This window comes from Desulfoluna butyratoxydans, from assembly GCF_900699765.1.
Taxonomy (GTDB): Bacteria; Desulfobacterota; Desulfobacteria; order Desulfobacterales; family Desulfolunaceae; genus Desulfoluna; species Desulfoluna butyratoxydans.
Genome location: NZ_CAADHO010000005.1, coordinates 114,216 through 128,744 on the forward strand (window position 1 = coordinate 114,216; position 14,529 = coordinate 128,744).

The window sequence follows — 14,529 nt, forward strand, 5'->3', positions numbered from 1 at the left end:
CTTTCCACCCCGTGCGCACATGGTGACGAACAGGTTTGCGGAGGCGTTTTTGCGAGGCGTTCTCCCAATAATCGCCTGATTTGTCGCGGTACCGTTAAAACACACAATCTTTTCAGGTGGCATTTCAATCCACGGTGCGCTTACCGCCGGGCCGGCAACATGCGTTGCAGGCACACCGGACAAAGGGTAGGCACGCGGCAAACCGGTACGGAATGAAACATCACCGTAAAAAAATTTTCGACGATAAAAGGAGTTAAGTCCTTGGCTAATCACAAATCGGCAAAAAAACGAGCTATCCAGAACGAAAAAAAGCGCATCCGCAACATGGCGGTCAAAACCCGCATGAAGAACGCCATCAAGGCCGTTCGTTCCGCAGAAGCCGAAAAGGCAGAGAACATGACGGACGTCCTGAACAAGGCAAAATCAGTGATTGATGTCGCCGCCAAAAAAGGCGTCATTCATAACAACACTGCCGCACGCAAGATCTCCCGCCTGACCAAGCTCATCAACGGCGTTCAAGCTTAAGACAGGCCCGTAGCCGCTCCGGTTGCGAACCAAAGTCTTCACGCTTTACATAAAAAGGCCCTCCGGTAGCACTCGCGAGATACCGGAAGGCCTTTTTTTATTTTCCAAAGACCAACCACCGCGGGTCACCCTCCCCCCAAAAAGCCTTCTCACCACAACAAGCCATAAAAAAAGCCTCCGGCAAGGCTGCCGGAGACCATGTGTGCATTGCTTCTTGATTCGGAATCAGAACCTCTGGGTCAATCCTGCCCAGACATTCTCCGCAAGATCTTCCGCCGCCTCGTCAAGGGCCGCGTTGCGGGAGGACGTGGAGTCCGACCCGGGGGTGACGCTGTACGTTTCCGTCCCCGTCACCGACGCACGCTGCCAGATCACCGCGCCGTCCTCATCAGCCAGCCTGAAGGACGCCGTGATCGTCACACGCTCTTCGGTGCTGTCCCCGTCGCTGTTTCGGGTGATGGTGGATGTGGAGACCGTTCGAATCTCCCCGGTGAGGGAGCCGGACCGCCCGGTACACCCCACAGCAGCATCCGCCCCTGCGGAAATGGCCTCGGAGACCACGGCGCTGGCCACCATGGGACCAAGGCGAACATCTGCAGACCGGTTCTCCGGAACCGCCACACACAGACCGCTCACCCCGCCCGGAAGGGTCCCCCTCCCGGTAAATTGATAGCCGCAACCCGTCACGACAACAGCCGCCAGCAGAGCCACAGCAACCGCTTTCCATGCAAAAACCCGTTTCATGGGCACTCCCTTCTACTTCTGGATGCGGCCGCCCCTCCCCACGGGAAAGGACGGCCGCCAAGGATTAAACCACAATATTGACAAGCTTGCCCGGGACCACGATCACCTTGCGGACCTCTTTGCCCTCAATGAACTTCTTCACCGCCGCATCGGCAAGGGCCAGTTCCTGGATCTCGTCCTTTGAGGCGCCTGCGGGCACCTGGAACTTGCTCCTCAGCTTGCCGTTGACCTGCACCACGATGAGCACCTCGTCGGAAACAAGGGCATCCTCGCGGTATTCGGGCCAGGGCTGATCCATGAGGAGCCCCTGGCCGGACAATTTCGTCCAGAGCTCTTCGGTGACATGGGGCGACACGGGGTTGAGAAGAAGAATAACGGTCTCCGCCGCCCGCTTCATCACATCCTGCCTCAGGGACGCGTCGCCATCCACGGCATACATGCTGTTCACAAGCTCCATCACCGCGCTGATGGCGGTGTTGAAGTGGAACTTGCCCTCCACGTCGTCCGTCACCTTCTTGATGGTGGCGTTGATCTTGGTGTAAAGCTCCCGGCTCTTGCCGGAAAGGTCGGCTGCGGGGCCATGGTAGGCCTCAACACCGGCAAAGGCCTCCTGCTTGCCCGTAATAATGCGCCACACGCGCCCGATGAACTTAAAGCACCCTTCAACGCTCTCGTCATTCCACTCCAGATCCTTTTCAGGGGGTGCGGCAAAGAGACAGAAGAGGCGCGTTGTGTCCGCACCGTAGCGGTTAAGGAGCACATTGGGGTCGATGACGTTTTTCTTGGACTTGGACATCTTGATGACCCGGCCCACCTCCACGGGAGACCCGCAGAGCTTGCACACCACGCTGCCGTCCTCGGCCTTCTCGGTATCCGTGGGGAACACCCACTTGTGGTTGGGGCACGAGAGGGTCTCTTTGGTCACCATGCCCTGGGTCAGGAGCCGGGTAAAGGGCTCGGAGAACTCCACGAGCCCGAGATCGCGCATCACCCGGGTGAAGTAGCGGGAGTAGAGCAGATGAAGGATGGCATGCTCCACGCCGCCGATATACTGATCCACGGGCATCCAGTAGGCCACCTTCTCCTTGTCCACCATGCCCTCGGTATACTCGGGGCAGCAGTAGCGGGCAAAGTACCAGGAGGACTCCACAAAGGTATCCATGGTGTCGGTGTCGCGTCGCGCTTCGGTGTTGCCGCACCTGGGACAGGTCACCTTATTGAAATAGTCGAGGGTTCCCAGGGGAGAGCCACCGGACTCCAGAAGCTGGGCGTCCTCGGGCAGCACAATGGGAAGATCCGACTCGGGAACCGGCACCGCACCGCAGCTGTCGCAGTGAATCATGGGAATGGGCGTTCCCCAGTACCGCTGGCGGGACACACCCCAGTCCCTCAGGCGGAACGAAACAGTCTTCTTCCCGATACCGCGCTCCTCCAGGGAGTTGGTGATGGCCTCTTTGGCGTCCGCGTTGGCCATGCCGTCGAACTCGCCGGAGTTCACCATCACGCCCGTGCCAGCGTAGGCCTCTTCCATGGTGGCACCGTCAAGAACCTCCCCTTCGGGGCTCACAACGACCTTCACCTCCAGCCCGTACTTGCGGGCGAAGTCAAAGTCACGCTGGTCGTGGGCCGGAACCGACATCACGGCCCCGGTGCCGTACTCCATAAGGGCAAAGTTGGCGGCATAGATGGGCATCTTGTACCCTGTAAGGGGGTTGATGCAGTAAGCACCGGTGAAGACGCCCTCTTTTTCGTAGTTCTCAAGGGCCTTGCTGGAACGCTCCTGCTTGAGGATGCGATCCACAAAGGAAGCCACGGCCTCCTCCTGCTCAGTGCCTCTGGAGAGGGACGCCACCATGGGATGCTCCGGCGCCAGACACATAAAGGTGGCACCGAAAAGGGTATCCGGGCGCGTGGTAAAGACCGAGAGGGGCTCTTTTGCACCCTCCACCTCAAAGGTCACCTCCGAGCCCACGCTCTTGCCGATCCAGTTCTTCTGCATGGTGGTGACGCTGTCCGGCCAGCCGTCGAGCTTGTCGCAGTGAACCAGGAGATCCTCAGCGTAATCGGTGATCCGGAAAAACCACTGCCAGAGCTTTTTCTGCTGCACGTTTTCCCCACAGCGCCAGCAGCAGTCGTTTTCCACCTGCTCATTGGCCAGCACCGTGTGGCATGACTCACACCAGTTGACGTACGACTCTTTGCGGTATGCCATCCCCTTTTCGACCATTTTGATAAAGAGCCACTGCTCCCACCGGTAATATTCCGGAGTACAGGTGGCGATCTCACGGTCCCAGTCGTAGCTGAGTCCGATGCGCTTGAGCTGGCTGCGCATGGTGTCGATGTTGGCATAGGTCCACGCGGCGGGGTGGGTGTTGTTATCGATGGCGGCGTTCTCCGCAGGCATGCCGAAGGCGTCCCATCCCATGGGGTGGAGCACGTTGAAGCCCCGCATTTTTTTGTACCGGGCCACCACGTCGCCGATGGTGTAGTTCCGAACATGTCCCATGTGGATATTGCCCGACGGGTATGGAAACATCTCCAGCAGGTAATACTTTTCTTTTTCAGGATCCTCGACCACCCGAAACGAGCCTTCGTCGGCCCAGCGCTGCTGCCATTTGGACTCAATCGAGTCCGGGAGATACTTATCTTCCATTATATTTCAAACCTCCAGAGTGCGTGTGATATTGCAAGTGGATTCAGAGTCGTGGGCGCAAGGTTCCCAACAAACGCAAGTGCGCCAAACAAATTTAAATGCCATAATCATAGATAAATGGCAAGCAAAAGGCCTGCCACGCAGCCCGTTGACCCCCGTCCAGCCGGGAAAAACCAGGCCCCCCGCCCCCTGTGCCCCGGGAGGTTTAATATTGACTTGCCTCCGACAATCCCCTATTTAATGAGAACAAACATGAACGCTGCATATGGGACAACCAACCGGCGGGCACATGGCGAGGGCCATGATGCATACAGCTCCCCGGCCCTGTGCAGCGATCAATGGCAGTGAAAAGAACACCGGGCTTCGAAACGGTCGAAGCCCCTTATTGCAGGGCGGCGCCCATCAAATTCATGGGGCCGGTCTTTCATCAATTTCGCGTCTTTTCACAAAATCATGATGCCTCCGTCTTGAGTCACGACCCGACGCCGCGGGTAACGCCCGCGCGCCGTAGAGAGGTCGAGGAAACCGCTTCGCAGGCCATCATACAAATCACAACCACCGGATCAGAAGCATCCCCGGAGAGGCAGCTGCCCACCGTTTCGTTTTTTGGTTTGCATACGGCCATAAAACCCACCCGAGTCAGCGGTAACGAACTCCGGCACGATGTTGCTACCCGCTGCAGACCCATCCCGCACAATCCACCACCAGGCGCAATGGAGGAGACGATAACGGGATGGAGGCTGTCAGCTGCTTCAAGGGCCACTATGCTTGGCAGATTTGCCGTGCACCCACATTCCCATCGCAGAGCCCTGCCGGGTACCGCTCCTTCTTCAGATCCCTATCTCACGTTCGCTAAGGACAACACATTACTATGACAAGTAAAATTCTCATCAACTCGGTTGATCCGGAAGAGTGCCGGATCGCCAAAGTCACCAATTCGCGCCTTGAAGAGTTTCACCTGGAGACCACCTCGCGCGAGAGCATCCAGGGCAACATCTACAAGGCCGTGGTCACACGCGTTGAGCCGAGCCTTCAGGCCGTCTTCGTCGATTTCGGCAGCGAAAAAAACGGCTTTCTCCAAAAGCAGGAGATCCACAACTCGTACTTCCAGCAGACCGGTGAACACGAAAAAAACCTCACCCGACTCATCAAGCGCGGCCAGGAGCTCATCGTCCAGGTGACCAAAAACCCCATCATGAACAAAGGGGCCATGCTCACCACCTTCATCTCCCTGCCCGGCCGCCACGCCGTACTCATGCCCGGAAGCAGCAACCGGGGCGTCTCCCGCCAGATTGAAGACGAGAAGGAGCGCAACCGCTTAAAAGAGATCATCGGCAAGCTCAAGCTGGCCGACGGTTACGGCCTCATTGTCCGCACCGCCGGGGAAAACTGCAACAAGACCATGATCTCCAAGGATGTCACCTACCTCACCAAGGTGTGGAAAGACCTGAACAAGCAGGCGGCCAACACCCCCGGCCCGTCCCTGCTCTTTAAAGAGAAAAACCTGGCCGTACGGGCCATCCGGGACTACCTCACCGACGATGTGTCCGAAATCCTGGTGGACAACCCGGATGCCTTCAAGGAGATCAAGGAGTTCATTCGCCTCATCGCCCCCAAGCACGTGAAGCTGACCCGTCTTTACACCGGCGACAAACCCATCTTCACCAAGCACCAGCTTGAAAACCAGATCGCCTCCATTTTCGAGAGCCGCGTCTCCCTGAACTCCGGCGGATCCATCGTCATCGACCAGACCGAGGCCCTGGTGGCCATCGACGTCAACTCAGGCAAGGGCACCCAGAAGAAAAACATCGAACAGACCGCCCTGATGACCAACCTGGAAGCCGCCGAAGAGGTGGCCCGCCAGCTCAGGCTGCGTGACCTGGGCGGCCTCATCGTCATTGACTTCATCGACATGAAGGAGCCCAAAAACAGGGGCGCCGTGGAAGCCAAGCTCAAGGAAAACCTGAAGTCGGACAAAGCCCGCACCAAAGTGGGGCGCATTTCTCGGTTCGGGCTCCTGGAGATGTCCCGCCAGCGCATCCGCCCCTCCATTGAGTTCGGAAGCATGGTCCCCTGCCAGCACTGCAAGGGAAAGGGTATGATCCTCTCTACGGAGACCGTGGCCCTGGCCTTCCTGCGAAAGCTGAGCTTAGAAACCCTGAAAGACGGAATCACCATCGCCAAGGGCTACGTGCCCCCGGACGTGGCCGTCTACCTCCTCAACAAAAAGCGTGCGGAGATCCTCGACATCGAGATCAAACGCAGCATCTCCATCGCCATCGAGGGCAACGCGTCCATGGTCCATGGAGACAGCCGGATCATCTGCGAATAACCCCGCGGGGAAGCGATCCGTTGCTGCACCGGCCGAAAAAGAAGCAACTGCAGGCCCCTTCGGCTCACCCCGAGGGGCCGTGGCGGGCCGCGCCACAGCCCATTTGTGTTGACACCCGAGGCTCTTTTACTGTATCTGTTGGGCAGTTTGCGCAGGGCCGGACACGCGGTTTTTCATGCTGATTTTTTGATACCGCCGCACCCGTTGCCCCCCTTTTCGGTCGTCGGGGGCAAGCCGAAGACAACGACCGTTGACAGGTAACCATGTGCATGCCCTGACGATGCAGGCATGCACAGGGCTTTATCACAAAGCCGTCATACACAAACCCCTTTGATTCATATAAAGGAGTATCATGTTCACCAGCACCGCATACGCCATGGGAACCCAGGGTGCCGCCGGAGGGCAGCAGGGAGGTTTTGCCGCCTTTGTTCCCCTTATTTTGATGTTCGTCATTTTTTATTTTCTCCTGATCCGTCCCCAGCAGAAAAAAGCCAAGGCACACCAGGAGATGATCAACGCCGTTAAAAAAGGCGACAAAGTGGTCACTTCAGGCGGAATCCACGGCACCATCGTCAAGGTGGATGATGCTACGGTCACCCTTGAGATTGCCGAAAAGGTGAACATCAAGGTGATCCGGGCCAACATCAGCGTCAAGCTCTGATCCGCCCGTCGCGTTGATCCACGATTGCCCCCATAGCGAATAAAAAGCACATAAGGTGCCCTGAGCGGCTTGTGTGCTTTTATATTCTTTCTTGTTCGAACAGCTTTTACCAGAGTGAGCACCCAGGGGACAGTGACTCTTTCGTTGAATTCCGCTTAAAACCAGACCCTGACCTTGAGCATGTTTTCACGCGATCACCAACACCCATCGGGCTGAGAGGAAGCACCATTGAAGAATCTATCCTGGAGACTGATAGCGGTTCTTGTGGTTATCATCATGGCTGCCGTGTACATCCTTCCCACGGCAACCATGTACATTAAAGGGACGAGCGAGCCCGAGATATGGCCCCACAAAAAGATCAACCTGGGCCTCGACCTTCAGGGCGGTATGCACCTGGTTCTGGAAGTCCAGACCGAAAAGGCCGTTGAAAACGCCATGTCCCTGAAGATATCCGACATTCGCCAGGCCCTTCGCAAACACACCATGAAAAACAGGGGCGTTACCCTGGTGCCCCAGAGCACCAAGCTCCACGTCAAACTCCTCTCTGCAGATGATCTGCCGGCCTTCAGGGGTATCATTGCCGACGATTTCCAAGACCTTGCCGTGAGCGACACCTCCGAAAGCGGCAGCCTCACCCTGGTGACCCTGTCCATGAAAGCCGACGAAGCCGAGCGCGTCAGAAAATTCGCCGCGGACCAGGCCCTTGAGACCATCCGAAACCGTATTGACGAATTCGGGGTCAGCGAGCCCGACATCCGAAAACAGGGTGACGATCGCATCCTTATCCAGCTTCCCGGGGTCACCGACACAAAAGCGGCCAAGGACCTCATCGGCAAGACCGCCATCCTCGAATTCCGCCTGGTGGATGAAGACGGCGATGTGCAGACAGCCCTTGCTTCCCATGCACCGGCAGGCAGCGAGCTGCTCAACCTGGTCCACAAAGATCCCGTCAGCGGCGTGGAATCATCCACCCCCATGCTGATCAAAAAGCGAGTCCTCCTCACCGGTGACTCCCTCACCGATGCCCGGATCCTTTTCGACAACATGACCAACGAGCCCTACGTCTCCATTGAGTTCGACCGCAAAGGGGCCCGTATCTTCGGGAAGATCACCGGCGCCAACGTCAACAGGCGTCTGGCCATCGTCCTGGACGACACCGTCTACTCAGCCCCGGTCATCAGGGACCGAATTGCCGGCGGGCGCGCCCAGATCACCGGCGGCTTCACCATGGAAGAGGCCCGTGTCCTCTCCATCGCCCTGCGCGCAGGCGCCCTCCCCGCCCCCGTAAAGATCCTTGAAGAGCGAACCGTCGGTCCCACCCTGGGAGCCGACTCCATCCGCAAGGGGATCTGGTCCATGCTCATCGGGGGCCTGGCCGTCATCGTCTTCATGGTTGTTTATTACAAAGGTTCCGGCCTCATCGCAGACGTGGCCCTGATCCTCAACGTCCTGCTTATTGCAGCGGGGCTGGCCGCCTTTCAGGCGACCCTTACCTTGCCGGGCATCGCGGGCATTATCCTGACCATCGGCATGGCCGTGGACGCCAACGTGCTCATCTTTGAGAGGATACGAGAAGAGCTGAACCTCGGCCAGAGTCCCATGGCTGCCGTGGAGGCGGGCTTCGATAAGGCGACCCTCACCATCCTGGACGCCAACGTCACCACCCTGATCGCCGCCATGGTCCTCTTCCAGTTCGGCTCCGGACCGGTGAAAGGCTTTGCCGTCACCCTCGGCATCGGTATCCTCTCCAGTCTCTTTACGGCCCTTGTGGTATCCAGACTGCTGTTTGATTCCATCTTGCAGAAGGCGAACGTGAAAACCCTGAGCATTTAGCCCTTAGTGAGGAGATATCCCAAATGCAGTTCATCAAAGAGACCAACATCAACTTCACCGGCGTCAAGAAGATCGCGTTCTGCCTCTCCCTGACCCTGATCGCCGTCAGCATCATCTCGCTGTTCATCCACAAAGGGCCGCGCTACGGTGTCGACTTCTCCGGCGGCAGCGCCGTGCAGGTCAAATTCACCGATGCCGTCGACATCGCATCGGTCAAGAAGGGCCTCAAGCCCGCCGGCCTCGAAGGGGCTTCTGTCCAGCGTTTCGGCAGCGACAGCGACCATGAGTTCCAGATTCGGACCAAGCAGGCGTTCATGGCGGACAGCAGCTTTGCCCCCAAGGTCAAGCAGGCCCTGGGTGAAAGCACCGGCGTGGAAGTCAAAGACCTGAGCCTCGATATGGTGGGCCCCCAGGTGAGCAAGGACCTGAGGCAAAAAGCCCTCCTGGCCATGTTCTACGCCCTCTTGTTCATCATCATCTATATTTCGGGCCGATTCGAGCTGAAGTGGGGCCTCTCCGGAGCCCTGGCCGCCATCCTGGGCGGTGCGGTTTACGGGGTAACCCAGCTTCAGTCCATCGCCTTTGTCAGCTCGGGCATGCCCTTTCTCATTGTCCTTGCCCTTGTGATCAGCATCATCTTCTGCTGGTACCTGGAGCTGAAGTATGCCATGGGGGCCATCATCGCCCTGGTCCACGACATCACCATCACGGTGGGGATCTTCTCGCTGCTCGACGTCGAGTTCACCCTGCCCATCGTGGCGGCACTTCTGACCATCATCGGCTACTCGCTCAACGACACCATCATCGTCTTTGACCGAATCCGTGAAAACGGGAAGAAGTACACCAAAAAACCCCTGGACTTCATCATCAACCGCAGCGTCAACGAGACCCTGAGCCGTACCATCCTCACCTCGCTGACCACCCTGGTGGTGGTGGTGGCCCTGTATGTCCTGGGCGGCGGCGTCATCCATGATTTCGCCTTTGCCATGATCATCGGCGTTGTCACGGGAACGTACTCCTCCATCTATGTGGCCAGCCCCATTCTCCTGGCCTGGAAAACAGACGAGAACTGATCACCGACACCTCGCATCTCTTCCGCCGGCTGGGCCACCCAGCCGGCGGCACCTCCCTTTCTCCTGCGGCGCTTTTTGCTTTGCATTCCACGATCCATTCTGGTAGCTTTTTCTGACATATTTTGTCCGCCTGCATCCCTGGGGCACCCCACGCCAAAGAGATGCAGAAATCCGGCGCCGGGTGCTTTGTCGCACGCCGACCCGCCCCCCCACTTTTATTTGCACAGGAGTTTATACACGGATGATGAAGGCAACGGCCAAGAGACGAGACAGATTCCCCGGAAAATCCGCCGCAGCGGCAGTCATCATTGCCCTTCTTGTCGCCCCCGGGTGCAAAACGGTTCAGCACAGGCGCGATCCCGGAACAGCCACCCTGGCCCGCGAGCTGCAGGAGACCCGCCAGAAGATGAACGAGATGCATCACCGTCTCTCGGTCATGCAGTTCATGGTGGACAGCCACGAGCGAGCCCTGGCCGATCTGGAAAGAACATCGCCCCTGCCCGCAGAGCCCCCCATGGAGCCCATCGGTCCGGCCGAGCCCGCTGTCAAGGCCCCTGCCATCACCGAGGAATCCTCCGCCCCGGCCATGGTGGCAGCCCCGGTACCTGCCAAGGCAAAAAAATCCGATAAGGGCAACCTTGCCAGCCGAACCTACACCGACGCTTTTGCCGCCATGAAAGAGGGCAACCACGACAAGGCGCTCCTGCTTTTCCGGGAAGTTGCGGAAAAATGGCCCAACGACAACCTGGCCGACAACGCCATTTACTGGTCCGGTGAAATCCACTATACTGAGAGAAATTATTCGGCCGCCATCAGCTCGTTCCGGACACTCCTGAAAAAATACCCCAAAGGCAGCAAAGTCCCCGATGCCCTGCTCAAAACCGGGTACTCGTTCCTTTCGTTAAACGACAAGGAATCCGCAAGAAAATACCTGAAGCGGGTGGTCATGGAGCACCCCTTCACCCCGTCGGGCGCCAAAGCGGAAAAAGCGCTCAATTCCCTGGACGATAACTAAGGGTTCACGCACCAAAATCAACGCACCCCTGCGACCCGGTCCCACGGCGCCCTCCCCTGTTGGGTTCAAGGCGCCCGGGCCGGTCCGTCGACGCTCCCCCCGGCCCCCCCGTCGCGTCATGCCCTTTTGGTGGCTGAGCCCAAACCACCGCACGATTCGGATCTTATACCGATGAACCTTCTGCCCTGGTTCGCCCTCAAGGAAGTCCCCGGTGTCGGGAACCTGCTGTTCAAACGACTGATTCAGGCCTTCGGAAGCCCCGAAAAGGTCTTTGAATCCGATGCAAAAAGCCTGGTTCGCGTGGACGGCATCTCCCATCGCCTTGCCGAGACCATCCGCACCCACAGGCTCAGCGACCGTGCCCGTCGCAGCCATGACCGGGCCCGTGACGCAGGGGTTACCCTCCTGCCCCTGACCCACGGGGACTATCCGCGACTTTTGGCGACCATTCACGATCCGCCACCCCTGCTCCAGGTCTCGGGCCACCTGGACCCCGAGTCGGCCATGGTGGCCCTTGTGGGATCCCGTAAAGCCACCTCCTACGGCCTCAAAAACGCCTCTGACCTGGCCGGAGAGCTTGCCGGTTCCGGGTTCACCGTGGTCAGCGGCCTGGCACGGGGCATCGACACAGCAGCCCACAAAGGCGCCCTTGCTGCACAGGGACACACCGTTGCCGTTCTCGGCTGCGGCCTGGGCAGGGTCTACCCGCCGGAAAACAGGCGGCTGGCCGACGCCATTGCCTGCTCCGGCGCCCTGATCTCCGAGTTTGATTACGACAGCCCACCCGAGGCCCACCATTTTCCCATGCGCAACCGCATTATCAGCGGCCTCAGCCTGGGCACCGTGGTGGTGGAAGCCTCCCTAAAAAGCGGCTCCCTCATCACCGCCCGCTGCGCGGCCGACCAGAACAGAGAGGTCTTTGCCGTTCCGGGCCACATTCGCGCCTCCCAGAGCACCGGTACCCATCACCTCATTCGGGAGGGGGCTAAACTGGTGGCGTCGTCGGCAGATATAACGGAAGAATTCGCGGCCCACATCCACGCCGCCGAAAAATCAACGCCAACACCCCGTGATCTCTGCGATTCCGCCTCGGGCCAAAACCCGAAGAAACCGGACCTGTCGAAATTTTCTCTTGATCATGAGGAGATCTCTGTATTAAAGGTCCTTGACTTGTATCCGTCTCATATTGACGATATTTTACAAAATGTTCCCATGGGGGCGGGTCGCCTATCCGCCGTGTTGTTGAGCCTCGAATTAAAAGGCGTGGTGGTACGATCCCCCGGAAAACTCTTTTCGCTGAAAGAGGAGAAATCGTGAGCAAACCCCTGGTTATCGTGGAGTCCCCCACCAAGGTGCGGACCCTCAAAAAATATATTGGAAAAACCTACAATGTTGCGGCCACATCAGGTCACATCAAAGACCTGCCCCCCCGAGAGATGGGCATTGACATTGAAAAGGGGTTTAAGGCCAAGTATCTCCAGATCAAAGGCAAGTCCAAGGTCATCAAGGAACTCAAGGCCGCTGCGGAAAATGCCACCGAGATCTACCTCGCCCCCGACCCCGACCGCGAAGGGGAGGCCATTGCCTTCCACACGGCCGACATCCTCAAGGGAAAAGATCGCACCTTTAAAAGGGTCCTCTTTCACGAGCTGACCAAGCGCGGCATCGAGGAGGCCTTAAACAACCCCACAGAGCTCAACTACAACCGCTACGACGCCCAGCAGGCCCGACGCATCCTCGACCGGCTCGTGGGGTACCAGGTCTCTCCCCTGCTCTGGAAGAAGGTTCAGGGCGGGCTCAGTGCAGGACGGGTACAGTCTGTTGCCGTTCGCATCATCTGCGAACGCGAGCACGCCATCCATCGGTTTGAGCCCGAAGAGTACTGGAGCATTGCCGCCGAACTCAAAGGCCAGGCCGACAGCTCCTTCGTGGCCAAGCTGACCAAGGTGGACGGTAAAAAAGCCGATATCAAAAACGGCGAAACCGCCCATGCCATGGTGGATGAGCTGCGGGACAATCCCTACAAGGTCGAGAAAATCACCCGCCGCACCAAAAAGCGGAACCCCCTGCCACCCTTCACCACCAGTAAACTCCAGCAGGAGGCCATCAACCGCCTCCGCTTCTCCGCGCGCAAAACCATGAGCGTGGCCCAACAGCTTTACGAAGGGGTGGAACTCGGACCGGGCGAACCTGTGGGCCTCATCACCTACATGCGTACCGACTCCACGCGTATCGCCAACGAGGCGGCCGTGGAAGCCGGAGAGTTCATCCGGGGGAAATTCGGCAACGATTACGCCATTGACGCCCCACGCTTTTTCAAGAACAAGAACAAAGCCCAGGACGCCCACGAGGCCATCCGCCCCACCAGCGTCTTCAACACCCCGGAAAAGGTCGCAGCCTACCTGGACGAGGATCAGCGCCTGCTCTACACCCTCATCTGGAAGCGTTTCATCGCCTCCCAGATGCAGCAGGCCCTCATCGACCAGGTCAGCGTGGGCATTGCCTCGGGCCGGTTCACCCTGTCCGTCTCCGGCTCCACGGTCCGGTTCCCCGGCTTCATGACCCTCTACACCTATGATGAGGGGAAAAAAGACGACGACAAAAAGCAGCACCTGCCGGAACTGGCCGAAGGCGAAGCCCTTTCGCTGCTTAACCTGGATCCCAAGCAGCACTTCACCTCCCCGCCCCCCCGTTTCTCCGAAGCCTCCCTTGTCAAGGAGCTGGAAGAGAACGGCATCGGGCGTCCGAGTACCTACGCCACCATCCTCTCCACCATCCGGAACAAAGGGTACGTGGAGCTGGTGAACCGCTACTTCCGCCCCAGTGAACTCGGGTTCATCGTCAACGACCTGCTGGTGGCCAACTTCCCGGACGTCTTCAACGTGGAGTTCACGGCCAGCTTCGAAAACAACCTGGACAAGGTGGAAGCCTCGGAGATCGACTACCTCACCCTCCTCGGTGAATTTTACTCCTCCTTCGACAAGGAGCTGGAAGAGGCCACCGCCAACATGATCAGCATCAAGGGCGTGGGCATCGAAACCGAGCTCACCTGCCCCAAGTGCAACAAAGAGAAGCTCCACCTCAAGATCGGCCGGAACGGCACCTTCATCGCCTGCAACGGGTATCCCGAGTGCGACTATTCCCGCAACTACGAACGGGACGACAAGGGCGTCATCCACCCCATCGAGCCCTCCTTTGAGCTGGCCGAAGGGAAGGTCTGCGACAAATGCGGCAAGCCCATGCTCCTCAAGCAGGGCCGCTACGGCGAGTTCCTGGCATGCAGCGGCTACCCCGACTGCAAGAACACCATGGGGGTCAACGGCGACGGCGGCTCCGGCTCCGGCGCGGACACCGGCGTGCCCTGCCCTGAAAAAGGGTGCGACGGCACCATCGTTGAGAAACGTTCCAAGCGGGGCAAGGTGTTTTACGGGTGCAACAAGTACCCGGACTGCAGCTTTGCCATCTGGGACAAACCCGTCCCCCGCCCATGCGACCTCTGCGGGGCCCCTTACCTGGTGGAAAAAACCACCAAGCGCGACGGCACCTTCCTGAAGTGCCTCACCGAAGGCTGCGGCTTCAAGGAGCCCGTGGAAAAGAAAGAGGAAGCCTGATTCCCCGGCATGGCCCGGAAATAAAAAAAGGGCCCATCCTGGCGGATGGGCCCTTTTTTCGTTCGGTGACACAGCGCCATGG

General features: G+C 58.6%; 10 protein-coding genes. 8 read left to right on the top strand and 2 right to left on the bottom strand.

The genetic code is table 11. From position 1 onward, the window contains the following. Window positions 1–261 precede the first annotated feature (261 nt). Window positions 262–525: a 30S ribosomal protein S20 gene (rpsT, locus tag MSL71_RS14580; protein ID WP_180141608.1), complete on the top strand. Its 264-nt coding sequence runs from the start codon at window positions 262–264 to the stop codon at window positions 523–525. A gap of 225 nt (window positions 526–750) precedes the next feature. Here the strand turns inward: rpsT and lptE are convergent, their stop codons facing one another. Both lptE and leuS read right to left on the bottom strand, forming a co-directional pair. Beyond that, a complete protein-coding gene (gene lptE / locus MSL71_RS14585; RefSeq protein WP_180141610.1) occupies window positions 751–1,269 on the bottom strand; it encodes an LPS assembly lipoprotein LptE in 519 nt (172 codons plus the stop codon). Between the two features lie 64 nt (window positions 1,270–1,333). Beyond that, the gene (gene leuS / locus MSL71_RS14590; protein WP_180141612.1) at window positions 1,334–3,922 is read right to left on the bottom strand and encodes a leucine--tRNA ligase; all 2,589 of its coding nucleotides are present in this window, start codon (window positions 3,920–3,922) and stop codon (window positions 1,334–1,336) included. 871 nt (window positions 3,923–4,793) lie between these two features. Between leuS and MSL71_RS14595 the strand changes: the two genes are divergently transcribed. The 7 genes from MSL71_RS14595 to topA all read left to right on the top strand — a co-directional run bounded on the left by MSL71_RS14595 (window position 4,794) and on the right by topA (window position 14,447). Continuing rightward, window positions 4,794–6,254, top strand: coding sequence for an Rne/Rng family ribonuclease (locus MSL71_RS14595; protein ID WP_180141614.1), 1,461 nt, complete (start codon window positions 4,794–4,796; stop codon window positions 6,252–6,254). Window positions 6,255–6,606: 352 nt separating this feature from the next. Further along, on the top strand, window positions 6,607–6,915 hold the full coding sequence (yajC, locus tag MSL71_RS14600; RefSeq protein ID WP_180141616.1) for a preprotein translocase subunit YajC: 309 nt from the start codon (window positions 6,607–6,609) through the stop codon (window positions 6,913–6,915). A 228-nt stretch (window positions 6,916–7,143) separates the two neighbouring features. Beyond that, window positions 7,144–8,748: a protein translocase subunit SecD gene (gene secD / locus MSL71_RS14605; protein WP_180141618.1), complete on the top strand. Its 1,605-nt coding sequence runs from the start codon at window positions 7,144–7,146 to the stop codon at window positions 8,746–8,748. A gap of 23 nt (window positions 8,749–8,771) precedes the next feature. Further along, complete coding sequence (gene secF / locus MSL71_RS14610) at window positions 8,772–9,821, top strand: protein translocase subunit SecF (RefSeq protein WP_180141620.1); 1,050 nt, start codon at window positions 8,772–8,774, stop codon at window positions 9,819–9,821. A gap of 241 nt (window positions 9,822–10,062) precedes the next feature. Continuing rightward, the gene (gene ybgF, locus MSL71_RS14615; protein ID WP_180141622.1) at window positions 10,063–10,836 is read left to right on the top strand and encodes a tol-pal system protein YbgF; all 774 of its coding nucleotides are present in this window, start codon (window positions 10,063–10,065) and stop codon (window positions 10,834–10,836) included. Window positions 10,837–11,007: 171 nt separating this feature from the next. Next, window positions 11,008–12,153 (top strand): DNA-processing protein DprA, encoded by a 1,146-nt coding sequence (gene dprA / locus MSL71_RS14620; RefSeq protein ID WP_180141624.1) that lies wholly within the window; start codon window positions 11,008–11,010, stop codon window positions 12,151–12,153. Continuing rightward, window positions 12,150–14,447 carry a type I DNA topoisomerase gene (gene topA, locus MSL71_RS14625; RefSeq protein WP_180141626.1) on the top strand — a complete coding sequence of 766 codons (2,298 nt, stop codon included), beginning with the start codon at window positions 12,150–12,152 and terminating at the stop codon, window positions 14,445–14,447. Before dprA ends, topA begins: the two co-directional genes overlap by 4 nt. Window positions 14,448–14,529: the final 82 nt, after the last annotated feature.